This window comes from Burkholderia sp. Bp8963, assembly GCF_003854275.1.
GTDB lineage: Bacteria > Pseudomonadota > Gammaproteobacteria > Burkholderiales > Burkholderiaceae > Burkholderia.
This window is the reverse complement of the sequence record NZ_QTQP01000012.1, coordinates 148,499-171,365: the sequence shown is the minus strand read 5'-3', so window position 1 is coordinate 171,365 and position 22,867 is coordinate 148,499. Positions and strand designations below refer to the sequence as shown.

15 protein-coding genes are annotated in these 22,867 nt (G+C 66.7%); 11 read left to right on the top strand and 4 right to left on the bottom strand.

What is annotated here, in order from left to right; all coding sequences use genetic code 11:
- Positions 1-11 precede the first annotated feature (11 nt).
- From DID96_RS13110 to DID96_RS13065, 10 genes are all read left to right on the top strand, one after another.
- Positions 12-2,279 carry a hydantoinase B/oxoprolinase family protein gene (locus DID96_RS13110; RefSeq protein ID WP_124599742.1) on the top strand — a complete coding sequence of 756 codons (2,268 nt, stop codon included), beginning with the start codon at positions 12-14 and terminating at the stop codon, positions 2,277-2,279.
- On the top strand, positions 2,267-3,112 hold the full coding sequence (locus tag DID96_RS13105; RefSeq protein WP_124599741.1) for a hypothetical protein: 846 nt from the start codon (positions 2,267-2,269) through the stop codon (positions 3,110-3,112). The genes DID96_RS13110 and DID96_RS13105 overlap by 13 nt, the downstream gene beginning before the upstream one ends.
- Positions 3,113-3,269: 157 nt before the next feature.
- Complete coding sequence (locus DID96_RS13100) at positions 3,270-5,270, top strand: acetoacetate--CoA ligase (protein WP_124599740.1); 2,001 nt, start codon at positions 3,270-3,272, stop codon at positions 5,268-5,270.
- Positions 5,267-5,578: a hypothetical protein gene (locus tag DID96_RS13095; protein WP_124599739.1), complete on the top strand. Its 312-nt coding sequence runs from the start codon at positions 5,267-5,269 to the stop codon at positions 5,576-5,578. Before DID96_RS13100 ends, DID96_RS13095 begins: the two co-directional genes overlap by 4 nt.
- A 122-nt stretch (positions 5,579-5,700) precedes the next feature.
- Complete coding sequence (locus DID96_RS13090; RefSeq protein ID WP_260463877.1) at positions 5,701-8,304, top strand: LuxR C-terminal-related transcriptional regulator; 2,604 nt, start codon at positions 5,701-5,703, stop codon at positions 8,302-8,304.
- A gap of 384 nt (positions 8,305-8,688) precedes the next feature.
- Entirely contained in the window at positions 8,689-10,275 is a 1,587-nt protein-coding gene (locus DID96_RS13085) for an inorganic phosphate transporter (RefSeq protein WP_124599737.1), read from the top strand.
- A 343-nt stretch (positions 10,276-10,618) separates the two neighbouring features.
- On the top strand, positions 10,619-12,370 hold the full coding sequence (locus DID96_RS13080; RefSeq protein WP_124599736.1) for an ABC transporter permease subunit: 1,752 nt from the start codon (positions 10,619-10,621) through the stop codon (positions 12,368-12,370).
- Positions 12,371-12,392: 22 nt separating this feature from the next.
- Positions 12,393-13,733: an AAA-associated domain-containing protein gene (locus tag DID96_RS13075; protein ID WP_124599735.1), complete on the top strand. Its 1,341-nt coding sequence runs from the start codon at positions 12,393-12,395 to the stop codon at positions 13,731-13,733.
- Between the two features lie 317 nt (positions 13,734-14,050).
- Complete coding sequence (gene ppk2 / locus DID96_RS13070; protein WP_124599734.1) at positions 14,051-14,983, top strand: polyphosphate kinase 2; 933 nt, start codon at positions 14,051-14,053, stop codon at positions 14,981-14,983.
- A gap of 547 nt (positions 14,984-15,530) precedes the next feature.
- Positions 15,531-16,916 carry an NCS2 family permease gene (locus DID96_RS13065; protein ID WP_124599733.1) on the top strand — a complete coding sequence of 462 codons (1,386 nt, stop codon included), beginning with the start codon at positions 15,531-15,533 and terminating at the stop codon, positions 16,914-16,916.
- A 170-nt stretch (positions 16,917-17,086) separates the two neighbouring features.
- On the opposite strand, the gene DID96_RS13060 is transcribed toward DID96_RS13065, so the two are convergent.
- Together DID96_RS13060 and DID96_RS13055 are read right to left on the bottom strand one after the other, a co-directional pair.
- Complete coding sequence (locus tag DID96_RS13060; protein WP_124599732.1) at positions 17,087-18,457, bottom strand: MFS transporter; 1,371 nt, start codon at positions 18,455-18,457, stop codon at positions 17,087-17,089.
- Positions 18,458-18,552: 95 nt separating this feature from the next.
- A complete protein-coding gene (locus DID96_RS13055) occupies positions 18,553-19,419 on the bottom strand; it encodes a LysR family transcriptional regulator (protein ID WP_124599731.1) in 867 nt (288 codons plus the stop codon).
- Positions 19,420-19,608: 189 nt separating this feature from the next.
- Here DID96_RS13055 and DID96_RS13050 point away from each other — a divergent pair, with 189 nt between their 5' ends.
- Positions 19,609-20,607, top strand: a complete 999-nt coding sequence (locus DID96_RS13050) for an NAD(P)H-quinone oxidoreductase (protein WP_124599757.1) — start codon at positions 19,609-19,611, stop codon at positions 20,605-20,607.
- A gap of 35 nt (positions 20,608-20,642) precedes the next feature.
- Here DID96_RS13050 and DID96_RS13045 read toward each other — a convergent pair whose 3' ends face one another.
- Positions 20,643-21,077 (bottom strand): phosphatase, encoded by a 435-nt coding sequence (locus tag DID96_RS13045; protein WP_124599730.1) that lies wholly within the window; start codon positions 21,075-21,077, stop codon positions 20,643-20,645.
- Positions 21,078-21,387: 310 nt separating this feature from the next.
- Positions 21,388-22,770 (bottom strand): NAD(P)/FAD-dependent oxidoreductase, encoded by a 1,383-nt coding sequence (locus DID96_RS13040; protein ID WP_124599729.1) that lies wholly within the window; start codon positions 22,768-22,770, stop codon positions 21,388-21,390.
- Positions 22,771-22,867: the final 97 nt, after the last annotated feature.

Below are 22,867 nucleotides of genomic sequence, written 5' to 3'. Positions count from 1 at the left end.
AGGAGTTCGACATGCAAAACGACATCAACGCGGAAGATCGGGCACTGCTCGACAAGTTCATCGCCGACAACACGCTGTTTCTCGGGCCGGATCCCGAGATCATGCGCAATCACAGCATCCTGCCGCGCTCGAAGGCCGAGCACGACGTGCTGGAACGCGGTGTCGATCCGCACCAGGTTCACCATGTGCGCGGGCTGATCAACTCGGCGCTGTCCGAAGCGTTCACGATGGTGAACCAGATGGGCGCGGCGCCGGGCGCGAAATGGGGCGACCTCGTGACTGCGATCTACACCGCGCAGGGCGACCTGTCGATGATCGCGCCGCACGGGATCATCGCCTTCGCCGCGTGCTGCTTCTATCCGATCCGCTTCATCATCAAGAACTGGGTGAATGACCCGACGGTCGGCGTGCGGGACGGTGACGGCTTCATCCACAACGACGCGCGCTATGGCGGCATCCACAACACGGATCAGTCGATGATGATGCCGCTCTTCTACAAGGGCGAGCTCGTCTGCTGGCTGTCGTCGACGATCCACGAGGGCGAGAACGGCTCGACCGAGCCGGGCGGCCTGCCGGCCCGCGCCGAAAGCAAGTACGACGAAGGCATCAAGATGCCGCCGTTCAAGATCGTCGAGAACTTCGAGCTGAAGCGCGACCTCGTCACGTTCCTGCAGAACTCGGTGCGCGATCCGCGCCTGCAGCTCGAGGACATGAAGGTGAAGCTGCACGCGGTGCTGCGCCTGCGCGAGCGGATCATCGCGCTGCTCGACCAGTACGGCCGCGACGCGCTGATCGGCACGCTGCGCACGCATCTGGAGGACGTCGAGACCGAGATGCGCCGCCGCATCCGCGAGCTGCCCGACGGCACCACGCGCGTGCTGCAGTTCATGGATTCCAGCCTGCGCGAGAACGCGCTGCAGAAGATCTCGTGTGCGATCACCGTGAAGGGCGAGCGGATGGTGATGGATTTCCGCGGCTCGGCGCCGCAGTTCCTGAACCGCTCGGTCAACACCAACATCGCATCGTTCAAGGCGGCGCTGTGTACGGGCCTGCTGCAGAACATCTGGCCGGACCTGCCGCATACGATGGCGGTGCTGTCGCCGATCGAGATCATCACCGACCGCAATTCGATTCTCGATGCCGAAGGCGAGATGCCGCAGGCGATGAGCCTGATGCCGCTGTTCAAGGGCTGCGTCGTGTGGACGATCCCGATGAACAAGCTCAGCTACAGCCTGCCGCACCGCTACTCGGCGGTGATCGCGTCGCAGTACGACCAGGCGGCGACGTTCATCTACGGCGGCCTGACGCAGCACGGCGACGTGACCGGCAACTTCTGCGCGGACATCAACGGCAACGGGCAGGGCGCGCGCAGCCACGCGGACGGCGAGCATTCGATCTCGCCCGTGTTCGGCTTCATGTGCGACACCGGCGAGCACGAAATCGCGGAAGAGGACACGCCGATCATCCGCCTCGGCGCGCAGCGGCTCGCGAAGGACCGGATCGGCTGGGGCAAGTATCGCGGCGGGATGGGCTACGAGCAGATCGCGACCGCGCGCGGCTCGGGCCTGTGGGGCTTCATGACGGGCTGCGAAGGCTCGAAGTTCCCGTCGGCGCAGGGGCTGTTCGGCGGCTATTCGTGCCCGAGCTACCAGCTGATGAAGATCAAGGGCATCAACATCTTCAACGTGCTCGAAGAGAACCCGAAGGCCGTCGAAGTATTCGACATCGTCGAGCTGATGAACAAGCGGCCGATTCCGGGCGCGAAGTACAGCAGCCACGACATGGGCATGACGTTCGAGATCTGCAACGAAGGCGAGATCTACATGATCTGCCAGGGCTCGGGCGGCGGCTACGGCGATGTGCTCGAACGCGATCCCGAACTCGTGATGAAGGACTTGCGCGAGGAGCTGATGTCGCACGAGAACGCGCGCGACATCTACAAGGTCGTGTACGACGAGGAGACACTCGTCGTGGATGTCGAGGCGACCGCCGACACACGCGCGGCCGAGCGGCTCGCGCGCATCGCGCGCGGGCGGCCGTTCGACGCGTTCTGCGACGAATGGGTGACGCCGGAGCCGCCCGCGACGCTGCCGTACTTCGGCAGCTGGAACGACCGCACCGAGATCTACGCGACGACGATGGGCCAGCGTATCAAGATGCCGGCCGACCAGTTGCAGGGCGCGTTCATGCCCGATCCGAAGGACGTGCGGATTGCGGAACTCGAAGCGCGTCTCGCCGCGCGTGTCGACATGAACGGGGAGGCACCATGTCCCGACTGATTGAAGCACATCGCGCTCGCCGGCTGCTGTGGATCGATCATGACCCCTACAGCGCGCCGTTGCTGGCCGGCGGCGCCCCGCCGTGGCTCGACGTTGCCGCGTGCGTCGCATGGGCGCGGCAGGCGCATGGCCTGCTCGGCTCCGACGTGCGCACGCTGCCACTCGCCGAGGTTGCCGCCGCATGGCTGGCGCGCGACGCGGCGCTCGCGGCCGGGATGGCGGAGCGGACGAAACGCGCGCATCTGCCGCTGAAGGCGTGTCTCGCGAGTGTGCCGTTGCGCGAGCACGCGGCGGCGCTCGCAATTGCGCTGCGCGCCGCACTGCCCGATGCGGTGTTCACGCTCGTGCTGCCGTCGCCGCGCGACTGGGCCGCACAGGCGCTCGTGCTGGCAGGCGGCGCGCCGGACACCGTCGTCGACGAAGACGCAGCCGATGCAGCAGCGGCCTGCATCGCGGATTTCCTGCGGTCGTTCGCGACGGCCGGCATCGACGCGGTGCTGTTGCGCGAATCGCGCACCTGGGACGCAGACGAAGCCGCGCTGTGGCTCGAGCTGTATCGGCCGGTCGCGAACGTCGCGCGGCACTACGGGTGGGACTGGGGGCTGCAGGTGCCGTCAGCGATTGAATTTGGCGAGACGCACGGCCCCGATTTCGCGATTGCGCCGTCGGCGTGCGGTCAGGGTCCGACCGGGCTCGTCGTGCCGGAGACTTTCTGGCAAGGTGACGCTCTGCCTGCGCCGCAACCGGGTACGTTCGACGTTGCGGACATTCCTGCGGCAGCGCGTCCGGAGACCGTCCTCGAACGGCTCGCACTCTTACGTGAAAGGCGATAGAAATGACACGACCCCCACGCTCGCTTCGTTCGCTGCCCCGCGAGGGAGCGGTCAGCCGTCCACGGCCGGCTTTGCAAAGCCGGCCGGCTGCGCAGGCGCTGAGCGATGCTCTGCGAATTCCGTGCTACGCCCTTGGGGCGGCCCTGCGGAGGCCGACATGGTGACCGAAGGCGAACTGATGTGGACGCCGGACGAGACCTTCGCGCGCGGCGCCAATATCGCGCGTTACATCGACTGGCTGGCAGCCGACCGCGACCTGAAGTTCGTGGACTACGACGCACTGTGGCGCTGGTCCGTTAGCGAGCGCGACGCATTCTGGGCGTCGATCTGGCAATGGTACGGCGTGCAGTACGACGGGGCGGCGCGCCGCGTCACCGACGGCGCGCCGATGCCCGATACGCGCTGGTTTCCCGATGCACGCGTGAACTACGCGGAGCACGTGCTGCAGCACGCCGCACACGCGAGCGCGACGCATCCGGCGTTCCATCACGCGAGCGAAACGCGGCCGCTGCAGACGCTGTCGCTCGCCGAGCTCGCGAGCCAGGTGCGGCGCTTCGCGATGCGCTTGCGCGAGCTTGGCGTCGAGCCCGGCGATCGCGTCGTCGCGTATATGCCGAACGTGCCCGAATGTGCGGTCGCGATGCTGGCGGCGACCAGCATCGGCGCGGTGTGGTCGTCGGCGGCGATCGACTTCGGCGTGCGCACGGTCGTTGATCGCTTTCAGCAGATCGCGCCGAAAGTACTGATCGCCGCGGACGGCTATACGTTCGGCGGCAAGGTGTTCGAGCGCAAGCGCGAGGTGGCCGAGATCGCGCAGGCGCTGCCGTCCCTGCAGACGCTCGTATGGCTGCCGAACGTCGCGAGCGGAATGCCGGCAGAGATCGCATCGCTTTCGTGCACGGTGCATGCGTGGGACACGATGCTGTCGGGCCCCGACGTGCCGGCCGACGCGTTCCGCTACACGCGCGTCGGCGCCGATCATCCGCTGTGGATCGTGTTCTCGTCGGGCACGACCGGCTTGCCGAAGGCGATCGTGCACAGCCACGTCGGCGTGCTGGTCGAGCATCTGAAGCTGATGCATCTGCACATGGACCTGCGCGCCGGCGACGTGATGTTCTTCTACAGCACGACCGGCTGGATGATGTGGAACCTGCTGGTCGCCGCGCTGATGACCGGCGCATCCGCGGTGCTCTACGATGGCAGCCCGATGAACGGCGGCCCCGAGTGCCTGTGGCAGCTCGCGGCGGACGCGGGCGCGACGTGCTTCGGCGGCAGCCCGACCTTCGTGCAGATGATGGAGAAGGCCGGCATCGAACCCGGCCGGCGGTTCGACCTGTCGCGCCTGCGGAGCGTGCTGCTGAGCGGCGCACCGAGCGCGCCGGAGACGTTCGCATGGTTCTATCGCAGCGTGAAGGCCGATCTGTGGGTCACGTCGCAATCGGGCGGCACCGAGCTGTGCAGCGGGCTCGTCGGCGCGGTGCCGCTGTTGCCCGTCCATGCGGGCGAGATCCAGGCGCGCATGCTCGGCATGGCGGTCGACGTATGGAACGATGCGGGCGAGCCTGTCGTCGACGAAGTCGGCGAACTCGTCGTCACGCAGCCGGCGCCGTCGATGCCGGTGTTCTTCTGGAACGACGAAGGCGGCGTGCGCTATCGTGAGTCCTACTTCGAGCATTTCCCGGGCGTGTGGCGGCACGGCGACTTCATGCGCGTGACGCCGCACGGCGGATGCTACATCTACGGCCGCGCGGATTCGACGCTGAACCGCTACGGCGTACGGATCGGTTCGGCGGAGATCTATCGGGTCGTCGAGGAGATCGACGCGGTGGCCGACAGCCTCGTCGTGTGCTGCGAGCTGCCGGGCGGGCGCTTCTTCATGCCGCTGTTCCTGCGTCTGCGCGAGGGTGCGGTGCTCGACGACGCGCTGCGCGCGCACATCGCCGAGCGGCTGCGTACCGAGTGCAGCCCGCGTCATGTGCCGGACGTGATGGTGGCGATGGCGCAGATCCCGTATACGCTGACCGGCAAGAAGATGGAGGTGCCGGTGCGCAAGATCCTGATGGGACGGCCGGTCGAACAGGCGGCGAGTCGCGACGCGATGGCCAACCCGGCGGCGCTCGATGCGTACGTTGCGTTCGTCGGCACGGTGCCGCGATGACGACGGCGATCGCGATGGCGGGCGCCGGAGCGGCTACGCTTGCGGCACGCGGCGGCGATGACGACGATGGCGGCGGCGACGACGCCCGGCACGACGCGGCGTGCCTGCGGCCGTTCTGCTGCAACCCGTTCGCGGCGTTCTCCGCGTTCTCGCGCGTCGGCGGATGGACGCCGCCGCTGCCGGAAGTGGACACGTCGACGGGCACTTCGGCGTGCACATCGACGGGCACATCGGCGGGCACATCGGCGGGCACATCGGCGCGCGCATCGGACGACGTTTCCGGCGGCCGCTCATATGCCCGCTCATAGTCCGCATTTAGCCCGCTTGTAGCCGCCAGGCAATTGAGGCACGATGACCCACTCTCTCCACCATTCAGGCGAACGTGACTCGCTCCCCGAACGAGATACGACGCGGTGCGCGTCGTGACCGCGTGGATCTGCACGAACACAAGTTCTTCCCGCCCGCCGCCCGCCGTGGCACGATCGTCCGCCATGCGCTGCTCGAGCGCGTGACGCGGCTCGGCGTGCCGCGCGTCGTGATCCTGCAGGCGCCGCTCGGCAGCGGCAAATCCACGCTGCTGCAGCAGATCATGGATGCCGGCCGCGCGAAGCGCTGGACGATGGCGTGGCTGACGCTCGACGAGAACGACAACGACCCGCGCCGCTTCGAGGCGTACTTCATCGCGCTCGTCGCACGGATGGTCGCGGACGCGGGCGTAAGCGCGCAGTCGCACGCGACGACGGACAACATGCTCGACTGGGTGCTCGACCGGATCGCGCGGATCGACGGTCCGATCGGCTTCTGCATCGACGATGTGCAGTGGATACACGAACCCGCGATCCCGCGTTTCTTCCGCGATCTGCTGCGCGCGTTGCCCGGGCGATGCCGCGTGTTCCTTGGCTCGCGCAGCATCCCGGACATCGGCGTGAGCGCGCTGCTCGTGTCCGAGGAAGCACTCGTGCTGCGGATGGAGGATTTGCGCTTCTCGTCGGCCGAATCGGCCGAATTCCTGACCGGTGCCGACGACGTCGCGATCGATGCGGAAACGGCGGCGTTCGTCCAGGCGCGCACCGAAGGGTGGCCGGCCGGCCTGCAGCTGTTCAGGCTGGCACTCGCACGGTCCGACATTCGGCGCACGCTTGACGAGATGCGCGATTGCGCGCCGCTCGAACTCGTGCGGTACCTGTCGGAAAACACGCTGTCGCTGCAGCGCCCCGACGTGCAGGCGTTCCTGCTGAAGACGTCGCAGTTGCGGCGTCTGAACGGCGCGCTCTGCGAGGAGGTGACGGGCCTGCCGCACGCGGATGCGCTGTTGCGGCAGCTCGAGCAGGACGGGTTGTTCGTCGAGGCGCTCGACGGCAGCCCGGGCTGGTATCGCTATCACAGCCTGTTCGCGCGATTCCTGTCCGAGCGGTTCAGCGGCGAAGGCGCTGAAAGCGTGCTCGACGTGCACCGGCGCGCTGCGCATTGGTACGTGCGCCACGGCGTGCCGGAAGAGGCGATGTTTCATGCGGTCGAAGCGCGCGAGCATGCGCTGGCGATCGACACGCTCGACGCATGGGCGTCGCGACTGGTCGCGGATGCGGAGCTGGTCACGCTCGCTTACTGGTACGACCGGTTGCCGGTGCACGAAGTGATCGGCCAGCGGAGCCTCGCGGTCAAGATCGCGTGGGCGCTCGTGTTCCTGCGGCGCGGCGTGCCGAAGCATCCGCTGCTCGCGCAGCTCGAAGCGACGCGCACGGCCGATGGCGAGCAGGCGGGACGCAGTGCCGACGTCGTGCTCGCGATGGCCGAGCTGTTCAACAACGACTTGCGCGGCGCGGTGCCGCTCGCGAACGTGCCGGCGTTGCATCGCCCCGCGCGCGACGTGTTCGAGGCGTTCGAGCTCGGCGCGGCCGCGAACCTGCTGTCGTTCGCAGCGATGGCCGCGTGGGACGAGGAGGAGAGCCGCCGTCTGCTCGTGCTCGCGAACAGCCACAACGATCACGCGCAGGCGGCATTCAGCCACGGCTACACGCTCGCGCTGCAGTGCGTGATGGAGGTCGTCGGCGCGCAGCCGCAGCGCGCGACGCATGCGCCGCGCGCGAGCGCCGGCGCGCGGCCGTACGTGAACCGCGGGATGGCGGCCGCGGCGCTCGCCGCGACGCGCATCTGGGCGTGCTACGAGGCCGACGAACTCGACACCGCAGAACGGCTCGCCGCGCAGTTCGAGCAGGACATCACGCTCGCGGCGGTGCCCGAATTCATTGCACTGTCGATGGTGTCGATCGCGCGCGTGCACGTCGCGCGCGGACGCATGATGCAGGCGCGCGACACGCTCGACACGCTCGAGCGCGTGAGCTTTCAGAGCCAATGGTCGGGCGTGCGCGAGATGATCGCGTGGGAGCGCCTGTATCTGGCGGGGCGCAGCGGCGAGCCCGCGCGTATCGATGCGCTGCTGCCGCACGTGTCGATCGATGGCCCGCCGCCGGATCCGGCCTGGATCCCGGTCACGGAGATGCTGAGCGGCGCGCTGCTGGGCCGCATCCGGCTCGCGTTGCTGCAGCATCGGCCAGAGCGGGCGGCCGAGCTGCTGAAAACGGCGCTGGCCATCGTGCCCGCTCGACCGCTGCTGACGGTCAAGCTGCAGGTGTTGCAAGCGCTGGTCCAGCATCGGCAAGGGCAGACGAGACTGGCGCTGCGCACGCTGCAGCGGGTGGGGGACGCCGCCCGTGCCGGCGGCTGTCGCCGTGCGCTGCTCGACGAAGGCGCGGAGCTGGTGGCGATGCTGGACTCGATGCCGGACGCGGAAACGGATCGCGTCCATTCCATTTCCCGGCCGGGCGTGCAGAAAGCGGCGTGGCTCGGCATGCTGTCGCAACGCGAGCACGAAATCCTGCAACTGCTTTGCAGCGGCGCGTCGAATCGCGAGATTTCGGAAAAGCTGTTCCTGTCCGAGAACACGGTGAAATTCCACCTGAAGAATCTCTACCTCAAACTGGACGTCCGGAACCGCGCGCAGGCCATTCTCAAGGCCCGGTCGGACGTGCGCTGAGTCGTGCGCGACATATTCAATTGATTCGATGAATACCGCGAAAAGAATAATCGAATGCCTGGCGAACCCTTGCATTACTTCGCGTTACGGCATCGCGCGATTATCGTCGACGCCAGCCCGTCGTCCGAGCGACTGAAAAGTGCGCCGATTTACACGCAGCAGGCCGGATTGTCGCCCGCAGCCGTATGCGGAAAATGGCATGCGTGATGCATGAAATGCAACGTCCACAAGCTGGGTGAAAGCATGCCGCGCATATCTTACAGATTGAAATGTCGGATATTAATAATGGCGAATTAACCGGCCTTTTTTGATGCGAATTAACGTGCTAGTCACATGCGAATCGTATAGTCTTCGCTCCGTGCCCGCATTTTCATTCACGTGACCATGTCCGATCCAATCGCCGCGCAATTCAGCGTGCCCCGCAGCCGGGAGCGCAACCTGGGTTTCGCCGTCTTCCTGGTGTTGCTCCTCGCCGGAGCGATCTTCGTCATCACCCAGCTCGCGTCGGATCTTCAGACGGTGGCCGAGCGTTCGACGTTTCCTTACATCCTGCTTGGCATCGCATTGCTGATCGCGCTCGGTTTCGAGTTCGTCAACGGCTTTCACGACACCGCCAACGCGGTCGCGACCGTGATCTACACGCGCTCGCTCGCGCCGCACGCGGCGGTCGTCTGGTCCGGCGCGTGGAATTTCCTCGGCGTGCTGACGTCGAGCGGCGCGGTGGCGTTCGGCATCCTGCAGCTCCTGCCGGTCGAACTGATCCTGCAGGTCGGCAGCAGCGCCGGATTCTCGATGGTGTTCGCACTGCTGATCGCAGCAGTCGTGTGGAATCTCGCGACCTGGTATTTCGGCCTGCCGTCGTCGAGTTCGCATACGCTCGTCGGCTCGATCATCGGGGTCGGGCTGATGAACCAGTTCGTCAACGGTCCGTCCGGCACGAGCGGCGTCGACTGGAACCAGGCGCTGGGCGTCGGCAAGGCGCTGCTGTTCTCGCCGATCATCGGCTTCCTGCTGTCCGCGCTGGTGCTGATCGTCCTCAAGGCGGTCGTGCGCGTGCCGGCGCTCTATGAGGAACCGAAGGGGAACACGCCGCCGCCGTTCTGGATTCGCGCGCTGCTGATCCTGACCTGCACCGGCGTGTCGTTTGCGCACGGCTCGAACGACGGGCAAAAGGGCATGGGTCTCATCATGCTGATCCTGATCGGCGTGATGCCGACCGCCTATGCGCTCAACAAGGCCGTCACGCCGGAACAGACGGGCACGTTCGTCGCGGTGGCGCGCCATGCGTCGACGACGCTCGGCAAATATGCGGACGCGACTGTCCATCCCGCGGACGCACGCGGCGAAGTCGAGGCCTATGTGCGCACCCGCCACATCACGCCGGCGACGGTGCCCGCGTTGCGCGACCTGATCGACGGGATCGCCGGACAGGTCGGCTCGTTGGGCTCGATTTCCGCGGTGCCGCAAAACCAGGCCGGTAACGTGCGCAACAACATGTACGTGGCGTCCGAGGCGATCCGCCTGATGGAGAAGGCCAAGTCGCCCGCATTCACCGCCGAAGACTCGGCCGTCATCGAAGCATTGAGGAAGCAGCTGGACCATTCGACCAAGTTCATCCCGACCTGGGTGAAGGTCGCGGTGGCCATCGCGCTGGGCCTCGGCACGATGGTCGGCTGGAAGCGCATCGTCGTGACGGTCGGCGAGAAGATCGGCAAGTCGCACCTGACCTATGGCCAGGGCGCGTCGGCCGAGGCGGTCGCGATGCTGACGATCGGCATGGCCGACACATACGGGCTGCCGGTGTCGACGACCCACGTGCTGACGTCCGGCGTGGCCGGCACGATGACGGCCAACGGGTCGGGCCTGCGCTGGGGCACGGTGCGCAACCTGGTGTTCGCGTGGGTGCTGACCCTGCCGGCATCGATCGCGCTGTCGGGGGGCCTGTACTGGCTGCTGCATCGGGTCTTCTGATCCGGATGATGTAAGCCCGATGAAGCAAGCCCGATGAAGCAAGCCCGGTCGGGCGCCCGGCGCTCACCGCTCCGGGTGCCGCGACCGCTGGGCGCCGGCCGCCGGCCGGAATCCCTGCCGCAGGTGCCGTGCCGCGTGCGCGTTCCGCGTCCCCGTTGCGGACGCTGCGGGCGGCGTGGACGAATACGCGCATACGCGGATACGCGGCGCATGAATGCCGGAAACGTGCCGGCGCACGTCGCGATCGATCGCCGCAGCGCGGTCGGCCGTTCCGGCCGCCGACGGACGATCGCGGACCGTCGGCCAGTCTGTCCCAACGCTCTCTCGACGGAGAAACACCCTGATGGATCTCAGCTTTGACCCGAGCCGCCGCGCGAATGCGTCGGTGTGGCGTGTGTTGCCCAACCGCTGGGACTTCGTCGCGTTTCCGCTGATCGTCTGCCTGATCGCGATGGCGGCGATCGGCTTCCATCAGACGCTTGCGCCGATTTCGACGCTGAAGACCCAGGCGATCTCGCTCGACCCGTCGAACCTGCCCGAATACGCGCTGCGCACGACGCTGCGGATGCTCGCCGCGATGGTCGCGTCGCTCGCGTTCACGCTCGTGTACGGCACGCTCGCCGCGAAGAGCCGCCGGGCCGAGAAGGTGCTGATCCCGATCCTCGACATCCTGCAGTCGGTGCCGGTGCTCGGTTACATCTCGTTTACGGTCACGTTCTTCCTCGCGCTGTTCCCGGGCCGCGTGCTCGGCGCCGAGCTCGCCGCGATCTTCGCGATCTGGACGAGCCAGGCGTGGAACATGACGTTCAGCTTCTACCAGTCGCTGCGCACCGTGCCGCACGATCTCGGCGAGGTGTCGCGCGGCTTTCACCTGACCGGGTGGCAGCGCTTCTGGAAGCTCGAGGTGCCGTTCTCGATGCCGGGCCTGATCTGGAACATGATGATGTCGATGTCGGGCGGCTGGTTCTTCGTCGTCGCATCCGAGGCGATCACGGTCGGCAACAATACGATCACGCTGCCGGGCATCGGCGCGTATCTCGCGCAGGCGATCGGCGACAAGAACATCGGCGCAATCGGCTGGGTGATCCTCGCGATGACGGTCGTGATCCTCGCGTATGACCAGTTCCTGTTCCGCCCGCTCGTCGCGTGGGCCGACAAGTTCCGGATGGAAAACACGAGCTCGGGCGACGTACCCCGGTCGTGGCTGCTCGACCTGCTGCGCCGCACGCAGCTGATCCACCGCACGCTCGAGCCGATGGGCTGGATGCTGTCGCGGGCCGCACGTGCGCCGTTGCGCTTGCCGGCCTTCGGGCGCGCAGGATCCCGGCAGGCGCAACCGGGGCAGTCGTCGCGCATCGGCGATGTCGTGTGGGGCATCGTGGTGATTCTGCTGACCGCGTACGTCGTGTGGCGCGTGGTCGCTTACGTGCGCACCGGCGTCACGCTCGACGAAGTGGGGCACGTGCTCGTGCTCGGCCTCATCACGCTGCTGCGCGTCACGCTGCTGATCGCGATCGCGTCGGTGATCTGGGTGCCGGTCGGCGTGCTGATCGGGTTGCGCCCGGCGCTCGCCGAAAAGGTGCAGCCGCTCGCGCAGTTCCTGGCCGCGTTCCCGGCGAACCTGCTGTTCCCGGTGTTCGTGATCGTGATCGTGAAATTCCACCTGAACGCCGACATCTGGCTGTCGCCGCTGATCGTGCTCGGCACGCAGTGGTACATCCTGTTCAACGTGATCGCCGGCGCGACCGCCTATCCGAACGACTACAAGGAAGTGACCGCCAACTTTCGCATCCGTGGCCGGCAATGGTGGCGCCAGGCCATGCTGCCGGGCATCTTCCCGTATTACGTGACGGGCGCGATCACCGCGTCGGGCGGCGCATGGAACGCGAGCATCGTGTCGGAAGCCGTGCAGTGGGGCGACACCAAGGTCACCGCGCACGGCCTCGGCGCGTACATCGCGCAAATGACCGCTGCCGGAGACTTCCCGAAGATCATCCTCGGCATCGCGGTGATGTCACTGTTCGTGACACTGTTCAACCGCCTGCTGTGGCGCCCGCTGTTCGCGTATGCCGAGTCGAAGCTGCGTGTTGACTGAAACCGATTGAGAGCGAAACGCGATGCAAAATCCGAATGCTGTAAACGCCCCCGTTCAGGCCCAGCCGGTGCCACCGAAGCTCGGTGACGAAATCCTGCGTGTCGACCGCGTCAGCCGTGGTTTCAACAAGAACCAGGGCGAGCTGCTGGTGCTTGACGACGCGAACCTGTCGCTGCGCGAAGGCGAGATCGTCGGGCTGCTCGGCCGCTCGGGCTCGGGCAAGTCGACGCTGTTGCGGATCATCGCCGGCCTGATCGAGCCGACCGGCGGCGAGGTGAGCTACCTCGGCAAGCCGCTGCGCGGCCCGGCCGAAGGCGTCGCGATGGTGTTCCAGACCTTCGCGCTGTTCCCGTGGCTCACCGTGCTGCAGAACGTGGAAGCGGGCCTCGAGGCGCTCGGCGTCGATGCGCGCGAGCGGCGCGAGCGCGCCCTTGCGGCGATCGACCTGATCGGTCTCGACGGCTTCGAGAACGCGTATCCGCGCGAGCTGTCGGGCGGCATGCGCCAGCGTGTGGGCTTTGCGCGCGCGCTCGTCGTCGATCCGACGATCCTGCTGATGGACGAACCGTTCTCGGCGCTCGACGTGCTGACGGCCGAGACGCTGCGTACCGACCTGCTCGACCTGTGGACGCAGGGCCGCATGCCGATCAAGTCGGTGCTGATCGTCACGCACAACATCGAGGAAGCGGTGTTCATGTGCGACCGGATCCTCGTGCTGTCGTCGAACCCGGGCCGCGTGATCGCCGAGATCAAGGTGCCGTTCAAGCATCCGCGCAACCGCCTCGACCCGGCGTTCCGCAAGCTCGTCGACGACATCTACGCGAAGATGACCGCGCGCCAGATCGGCGAGGCGACGAAGAAGGGGCTCGAACCCAGCAGCCGGCTGCCGAGGGTGTCGACCAACCTGATGGCCGGCCTGATCGAAACGCTCGTGATGGCGCCGTACCACGGCCGTGCGGACATGCCGGAAATCGCGCGCACGCTGCATCTTGAGGTCGACGACCTGTTCCCGATCGCCGAAGTGCTGCAGTACCTCGGCTTCGCGGACGTGCGCGAAGGCGACGTGATCCTGACGCCGCCGGGGCGCGTGTTCGCGGAGTTCGGCACGCAGGAGCGCAAGCTGATGTTCGCGGATCATCTGCTGAAGCATGTGCCGCTCGCCGCGCAGATCAAGAAAGTGCTCGACGAGCGGCCGGGCCATCGCGCGCCGCGCGTGCGCTTCGAGCAGGAACTCGAGGATTTCCTGACCGATGGCGCCGCCGAGGAGACGCTCGACGCGGTGATCGACTGGGGCCGCTACGGCGAAGTCTTCTCATACAACGACAAAACCGAGATTTTCAGTCTCGCCGACGTAGAATCCTGATCCTTTCATTCGCTGAAAACTTCGGGGGATCTTACGTGGTCAGACGCTTGGTTCGCGGTGCCCGGATGCGCAGGCGCCAACGGTCCGGCAGTCATCGGTCGCGCTTGCGCGACGCGCTGTTTCGTCGTTTCATGGCCGCAAGCATGGTGCCCGTTCGACCGATGCTGCAGGCGTTCGCAACGGCGACGCCCGCCGTCGCGGAGCGCAACGGCGGGCAGGGCCGCGCGCTCGCGCTGCCGGACCCGACCGGCGCGCCGCCGCCCTCGCGTGCGCCGCTTTCCGGCACATCCTTTTCCACAGGCAATACAGGGACTCCCATGAAAGATGCTCTTCCGACCAACGATGCAGCCGCTGACGCCGATCGGGATCGATATGCGCGCCTGCAAGCGGAACTGATCGACAGCCTGGACGAGGAATTCGAACTGGAGCTCGACGACCGGCGCTTCGAGTCCGACACCGCGACGGACAGCGACCGGCGCGCGGAACGCCAGCATTACTTCCGCGAGCTGTTGCGTTTGCAGGGGGAGCTGGTGAAGCTCCAGGACTGGGTCGTTCATTCCGGCCACCGGCTGGTCGTGATTTTCGAGGGCCGGGACGCGGCCGGAAAGGGCGGGGTCATCAAGCGCATCACGCAGCGGCTGAACCCGCGCGTGTGCCGGGTCGCGGCGCTTCCCGCGCCGACGACGCGCGAGCGCACGCAATGGTATTTCCAGCGCTATGTCGCGCATCTTCCGGCCGCCGGCGAAATCGTGCTGTTCGATCGAAGCTGGTATAACCGCGCCGGCGTCGAGCGCGTGATGGGGTTCTGCACCGACGACGAATACGACGAGTTCTTCCGGTCGGTGCCCGAGTTCGAGAAGATGCTGGTGAGAAGCGGCATCCAGATCGTCAAGTACTGGTTCTCGGTGTCGGACGACGAACAGGAGCTGCGCTTCCAGAGCCGCATCGACGATCCGCTGAAACAGTGGAAGCTGAGCCCGATGGACCTCGAGAGCCGCCGGCGCTGGGAAGCGTACACGCAGGCGAAGGAAGTGATGCTCGAGCGCTCGCATATTCCGGAATCGCGCTGGTGGGTCGTGCGCGCGGACGACAAGAAGAAGGCGCGCCTGACCTGCATCAAGCACCTGCTCGGGCAAGTGCCGTATCACGACGTCGAGCATTCCGCGGTCGTGCTGCCGGAGCGCGTTCATCACGAAGACTACATCCGCCATCCGGTGCCGGACGACATGTACGTCCCCGACACCTACTGATGCGGGTTTGCGGCCGGCGGGGCATCGGGCCCCGCCTGGCGCAATCGGGCCGGCGCGCGCCGGGCCGCGCGAACGCGCGGTAGTACAAGCCCGGCAGCACAACCCCGGTAGCACGACCCCGGCAGCAGTAAAATCCCGCCGCGAAAAACCTGCGATGTCGCCGCCATGCCGGCCGAGTCCGCGCGCCTGCCCCCTGTATTCAAATACTCGTCTTAACGGAACCGGACTAGGCGTATACACGCGGTCGGCGGCGAAAAAGCCCGGTTCCACGCCGATATAAGCGCTATGACATGCGCTGCATGCCGACGGCCCAATGGGATGCGATGTTCTGTTCGCCTACCCTTCGCTTCGGCAAGATTCGAATGGCCGGGCTGATACAGAGCGCACGATATCGCGCAAAACAAGACGGCCCGCGCTTCGCGAATCGACGAGACGCATCGCGGCTCGCCCGTCCTTCCGACGTTGCCGACAAGCCTGTCAAGAGACGAGACAAACCTGATGACGGCCGCGCGCGGCCGTTTCAGCATGCTGATAAAGGAGCAAGCTCATGAGTGATACCCCGGTGCAGCCGGTCGCCGGCGTCGGCGCGGAAGCGGAGTTCGGCGCCAAGGGCGCCATCGATCGATATTTCGGGATTTCCCTGCGCGGCAGCACGCAGCGCCGGGAAGTCGTCGCGGGTATCACCACCTTCCTGGCGATGGTCTATTCGGTGTTCGTCGTGCCCGGCATGTTCGGCAAGGCCGGTTTCGACACGAGCGCCGTGTTCGTCGCCGTCTGCCTGACGACGGCCTTCGGCTCGCTGCTGATGGGCCTGTGGGCGAAGCTGCCGATCGCGATCGGCTGCGCGATTTCGCTGACCGCATTCACCGCATTCGGCCTCGTGCTCGGCAAGGGGCTGTCGCCGACGGTCGCGCTCGGCGCCGTGTTCCTGATGGGGCTCGTGTTCACCGGCATTTCCGTCACCGGCGTGCGCTCGTGGATCCTGCGCAACCTGCCCGCGGGCGTCGCGCACGGCACGGGGATCGGCATCGGCCTGTTCCTGCTGCTGATCGCGTCGAACGATGTCGGCCTCGTGATCAAGAACCCGGGCGCCGGCCTGCCGGTGACGCTCGGCCACGTCACCGCGCTGCCGGTGATCATGTCGGTGATCGGCCTCGCGGCGATCTTCGGGCTGGAAAAGCGCCGCGTGCCGGGCGGGATCCTGCTCGTCGTGATCGCGATCTCGGCGTTCGGCCTCGCGTTCGATCCGGACGTGAAGTACCACGGCATCTTCGCGCTGCCGTCGCTGAGCGCGCCGGGGCATGCGTCGCTGATCGGCGCGATGGACCTCAAGGGCGCGCTGTCGATGGCCGTGCTGCCGAGCGTGCTGGCGCTCGTGATGACGGCCGTGTTCGACGCGACCGGCACGATCCGCGCAGTCGCGGGGCAGGCGGGCCAGCTCGACGAGAACGGCCGCATCATCAACGGCGGCCGCGCGCTGACCGCCGATTCGGTCAGCTCGATCTTCTCCGGCTTCCTCGGCGGCGCGCCGGCGGCGGCCTACATCGAGTCGAGCGTCGGCGTGGCCGCCGGCGCGAAGACGGGCCTCGCCGCCGCGGTGGTCGGCCTGCTGTTCCTGATCGTGATGTTTTTCTCGCCGCTCGCGGCGCTCGTGCCGTCGTATGCGACCGCGCCCGCGCTGATGTACGTCGGCCTGCTGATGCTGAGCAGCGTGAGCAAGCTGCACATGGACGACATGGTCGATGCGATGTCGGGGCTCGTGTGCGCGGTGTTCATCGTGCTGACCGCGAACATTGTGACGGGCATCATGCTCGGCTTTTCGACGCTCGTGATCGGGCGCATCGCCAGCGGCGAATTCCGCAAGCTCAACGTCGGCACCGTGATCATCGCGGCCGTGCTCGTCGTGTTCTACCTGGGCGGCTGGGCGATCTGACGAGACCCGTCGCACGCTGCCGCGGACAGGGCCGCGGCAGCGTGCAGGGAGGACGTTGTCTCCACAACCATCATCATCGTTGATGGCCTCAAGGCCTGGGAACGTCGGTTTCCAGGCTCTTTTTGCTGGTGCGGCGCGGCTCGCGCGTCGCCAGCCGTGAGATCAGATCATCATGTCACCGGCGGCGCATGCCCGCTGTCGCCGATCCCCCGCATGTCGTCGTATTCCCGCGAGATGTCCTTGTTGGTGTAGTCACCGAGCATCGCCGCGGAGACCACGCTGAACACCGCGCACACCGCCACATAGATCGCGATCGCGTAGCCCGAGTGGTAGTAGGCGAACAGCGCCGTCGCGATCAGCGGTGCCGGGCCGCCGGCGATCACCGACGCGAGCTGGTAGCCGAGCGACGCGCCGCTGTAGCGCAGGCGCCCCGTGAAGGATTCCGCGATCAGCGCGGCCTGCGGCCCGTACATCATCGAATGCGGCACCAGCGACAGCACGATCGCGATGAAGATCCACGCCGCGATCTTCGTATCGACCATCCCGAAGTAGACGAAGCCGAACAGGCCGGCGGCAATCGCGCCGGTGATGTACATCCGCCGCCGCCCGATCAGGTCGGACACGTGGCCGAACAGCGGGATCGTGAAGAACTCCACGACCGACGCGGCAAGCACCGCCGCGAGCAGCAGGTTGCGCGACACGCCGAGTGCCGTGACGCCATAGGTGAACACGAACGCGGTGTAGATGTAGAACGGCGCCTGTTCAGCCATGCGCGCGAATGCCGACAGCAGGATGTCCTTCGGCTGGCGGCGCAGCACTTCGAGCATTGGCGTCCGCTCGATCCGGTGCTCGGCGAGCAGCTTCGCGAAGATCGGCGTCTCGAGAATGTTCAGCCGGATGTAGAGGCCGATCGCGACCAGCACGATGCTGAGGACGAACGGCACGCGCCAGCCCCACGTGAGGAAGCTGTTGCCGGCGATCCAGCTGACGGCCAGCACGGCGAGGTTCGCGAGGAATAGCCCGGCCGGCACGCCGAACTGCGGCCACGACGCAACGAAGCCGCGATGCGCGTTGGTGCGCGCCCATTCCATCGACATCAGCACCGAGCCGCCCCATTCGCCGCCGACACCGACGCCCTGGATGAAGCGCAGCACCGTGAGCGCGACCGCGCCCCAGATGCCGATCACCGCATAGGTCGGGACGAACGCGACGGCGAACGTCGCGAGCCCCATCAGCAGCAGCGTCACGATCAGCGTGGCCTTGCGTCCGATGCGGTCGCCATAGTGGCCGAAGATCGCCGCACCGACCGGCCGCGCGACAAAGCCGACCGCATAGATCAGGAACGCCTGCAGCGTACCGACCAGCGGGTGGGATTGGGGGAAGTACAGCTTCGCGAAGACCAGACCGGTCACGGTGCTGTAGAGGAAGAAGTCATACCATTCGATCGTCGTGCCGACCGTGCTGGCGATGACGGCGCGCCGCAACTGGCGCCGCGCCTCCTCGTCCGAGAGGGGCGATGCCCCGGTTTCCATGGCAGCCATTTGGAATCCCCTTGAAAAAGGGCGATAGATGTATAGACAATCGCCGTTTCAACGGGTTCCGATCGTGGTGGCGTGCGCGTCGCGCGTTGCGCCGGTCAGCCCCCGAACGCCGACACGATCGCATCGATCGTCACGCGGATGCGCGCGGTGTGGCGCAGGTCCTGGTGCGTGACGAGCCATATGTCATACGAAACGTCGCCCGACCGATCGGGCCAGATTCGCACGAGCCCGTCGCGTTCGCCCATCGGCACCGGCAGCTGGCCGATGCCGAACCCGGCCTTGAGCGCCGCGCGCAGCGTCAGGTTCGCATTCAGGCGCGCGACGATGCGGCCGTTGGTCAGCGGCTCGCCGACGAATGCGGGCGCGCGGGCTGCCGCGATGTGCGGCTGGTAGACGGCGAGATCGTGGCCGGCGAACCGCTCGCCCGGCACCGGCTCGCCGCGATGCCGCAGGTAGTCGGGGGACGCGTACAGCCCGACTTCCCATTGCGCGACACGGCGCGCGAGCAGATCCGGATTGGCGGGCTTGACGGTGCGGATCGCGATGTCGGCCTCGCGCTTCGCGAGATTGAGGATCTGCGTCGACGTGTCGAGCACCACCGACACGTCCGGATGCTTCGCGTGCACGCGCTCGATGGCCGGCATCACGAATTCGAGCGCGAGCGCGTCCGTCGTCGTGATCTTCACTTCGCCGGCGAGCCGCTTGTCGACGCCTTGCGTGTGGCGCACGAGATCGTGCGCGGACTGCTCCATCGCCTCGGCGGCGCGGATCGCGATGCGGCCGACGGGCGTCAGCTCATAACCCTTCGACGTGCGCAGGAACAGCGTCGCGCCGAGCGCATGCTCGAGCGCGGCGAGCCGGCGGCCGACCGTCGCCTGGTCGATGTCGAGCGCGCGTGCGGCACCGCGCAAGGTCTTTTCCCGATGGAGCGCGACGAAGATGCGCGCGTCGTCCCAGTTCATGGTGCCTCCGGCATGATGCAATTCTGCATCATACGTTCGGCAATTCGCTGCGTGTCAAGCGCGCGCCGCATCCCTACACTTTTCTCTACCCGATGCGGCGAGCCGGCGAGTTGCCCGGCGTCGCAGCGCATCCGGCATGTCGAAAAGGATGAAGCCGTGTCACATACCACGCAAACTGTTCCCGCGGCGATGACCGCGATCGAGATCGCACGGCCGGGCGGCCCCGACGTGCTCGTGCCGGCGACGCGGCCGACTCCCGCGCCTGCCGCCGGCGAGGTGCTGATCCGCGTTCACGCGGCCGGCGTGAACGGCCCCGACACGCTGCAGCGCAAGGGCCTGTACGATCCGCCGCCGGGCGCTTCCGACATTCCGGGCCTCGAAGTGGCCGGCGAAGTCGTCGCGCTCGGCCGCGACGTGACGCGCTTCGCTATCGGCGATCGCGTCTGCGCGCTGATCACGGGCGGCGGCTACGCGGAATACGCGGTTGCGCACGAGACCAACACGCTCGCGATTCCCGAAGGGCTGTCGATGGTCGAAGCGGCTGCGCTGCCCGAAACGTTCCTGACGGTGTGGCTGAACCTGTTCCAGCGCGGCAAATTTGCAGCGGGCGACAGCGTGCTGATTCACGGCGGTGCGTCCGGGATCGGCACCACGGCGACGATGCTCGCGAAGGCGTTCGGCGCATCGAAGATCGTCACGACGATCAGTTCCGACGCGCAGCGCGCCGCGAGTCTCGCACTCGGCGCCGACGTCGCGGTCGACTACCGGCACGAGGATTTCGTCGAAGCAGCGAAGCGCGCGACGGACGGGCGCGGCGTCGATGTGGTCGTCGACATCGTCGCCGGCGATTACGTCGCGCGGAATTACGCGGCTGCCGCGATGAACGGGCGCATCGTGCAGATCGGCGTGATCAAGGGGCCTGCGAAAGAGCTCGATCTGTTCCCGATGCTGACGAAGCGCCTCACGCATATCGGCTCGACGCTGCGTTCGCGGACGCACGAGGAGAAGGCACAACTGATCGACGATCTCGAACGGTCGGTGTGGCCGCACATTCGCAGTGGCGCGGTGAAGCCGCTGATCTATCGGACCTTCGAACTCAACGATGCGCGCGGCGCGCATGCGTTGATGGATTCCGGCACGCACATCGGCAAGATCGTGCTGACGACGGCGGCGGCGCGCGCCGCGTGATGCACGGCGGCACGGCGGCACGGCCACGCGTGGCTTCAGCAATGACCGAGCGGCGCGGCCGAACGTGCGACGTCGGCGATCCGGACGCTGCGCGACATCCCGTAGACTTCGGCCTCGCGGCGCTCGGGCTCGCTGCTCGCGACGACTGCCGCGCATTCGCGCGGCACGCCGAGTGCGTGCAGTGCGACATCGAACGGATGCTGGCTCGCGGCGACGGACGGCTGATGCGCGTCGGTCACGACGACGGAGAAACGGTCGAGGTTCGCGAGGCCGAACTGGCCTTCGAACATTGCGCTGAGCCGCGACGCCGGCAAGGTCGTCACGAGGCCGAGACGGTAGCCTTCGGCGGATGCGCTGTCGAGCCACTCGATGATCGCATCGCGCTGATGCTGCGATTCCCGCGAGTCCGGTGTCGCTTCGATCTGTTCAAACGCTGCGTCGAGTCGTGTAACGATGGCTTCGATGACCACGGTGATGCTCCTCTCCGGAAGACGTAACGATCCGTTCGCTGACGGGAATGCCATACCTTATCGTTTGAATGGATTACAGGACTAATTAATCTTTTTAGCCGACTCATAGGATCGGGCTTATACATCTTTCTGCACGGTGGTGGTGCAAACGCACGACTGTCGTGCATTCGCGCGATTCATGAAATCTGCGCACCAGATCGGTGTTTCACTGAATGCAACGATCGCATCGACCATCTTCCGGACACGCATGAATCGCGTATCGCGTATCGGGCAACCGTTGCCCGATACGGGTGCCGCTTCGTTCCGCTCGTCAATGCAGCTTGATCGAAGGCTGGTTGCGGCTTTGCAGCCAGTGGCTCAGTGCCTGGAGCAGCGTGCGCTTCGCGCCGTACACGCTGAACAGGTGCTTGCGATACAGGAACTTGTACAACCCGATCGCGGCCAGCCCGTCGACGATCAGCGAGCGCGAGCGCACGCCGAGCTCCGCCTGGAACACCGCACCCGCCTGGCCGAGCGACACGACGGTGCCCGCATCGCGGAACGTGAAGCCGTCGACCGGCTTGCCGGCCAGCCGCCGCGCGAACGCATGGCCGAGATACACGGCCTGCTGGTAAGCGACCTGCGCACGTGGCGGCAGGAAGCCTTGCGCGCCCGCGGACGGGCACGCCGCACAGTCGCCGAACGCGAACACGTGCGGATCGTCCGGCGTCTGCAGCGTATCGGTGACGATCACCTGGTTCGCCCGATTGAGCGCGATGTCGCCGAGCTGCCGCAGGAACGCGGGGCCCGCGACGCCCGCGGCCCAGATCGTGATGTCGCTCGCGAGACGTTCGCCGGTGGCGGTCACCACTGCGTCATGCGCGACTTCCGCGACGCGTGTGCCGGTCAGCACGTCGACGTGCAGTTGCCGCAGCTGCGTCTGCATCCGCGCGGAGAGCCGCTCGTCGAGCGCCGGCAGCACGCGCGGGCCGCCTTCGATCAGCCGGATGCATACGTCGCGGTCCGGCACCAGCGCCTTGAACCGGTACGTCGTCAACTGGTTGATCGCATGCCTGAGCGCGGCCGCGAGCTCCACGCCGGTCGCACCGGCGCCGATCACGTTGATGCAGATCGGCTGCGGGCGCTGAATCGGCTGCTCAATCGGTTGCTGTTCCGGCTGCTGCTCCGCCAGATGGTTGGCCTTCGTGCAGGCCGCGAGGAACTTGCGGCGGAAATCCTCGGCCTGCTCGACGTTCTCGAGCGGCAGCGCGTGACGCGCGGCGCCCGGCACGTTGAAGAAGTTCGTCACGCTGCCGACCGCGAGCACGAGATCGTCGTAATGCACGTCGCGCTGCGGCAGGATTTCCGTGCCGTCCGCGTCGAGCACGGCGGCGATCGTCGTGGTGCGCCGTGCCCGGTCGACACGTTGCAGCTCGCCCTGCACGAACCGGAAGCCATGCCGCTTCGCCTGCGCCGCATACTCGATCGTGTGCGAGGCCGGGTCGCGATGGCCGGACGCGGCCTCGTGCAGCAGCGGCTTCCAGAAATGCGTCGGCGAACGATCGACCAGCACGATCTCCGCCATGCCGCGCCGTCCGACGGTGTCGCCGAGACGCGTCGCCAGTTGCAGGCCGCCGGCGCCGCCGCCGACGATCACGATGCACGGCACGCGCGTCGCGCGATCCGTGCCAAGGGTGAACGGGTTCGTGTCCATGCTTGTGCTCCAGGCTAGATGCTGCAGATGACAGATTTCGAGATACGACGATATAGTTTCGCATCCGCTAAGACAATTTAATGTTTATAGGCGACTC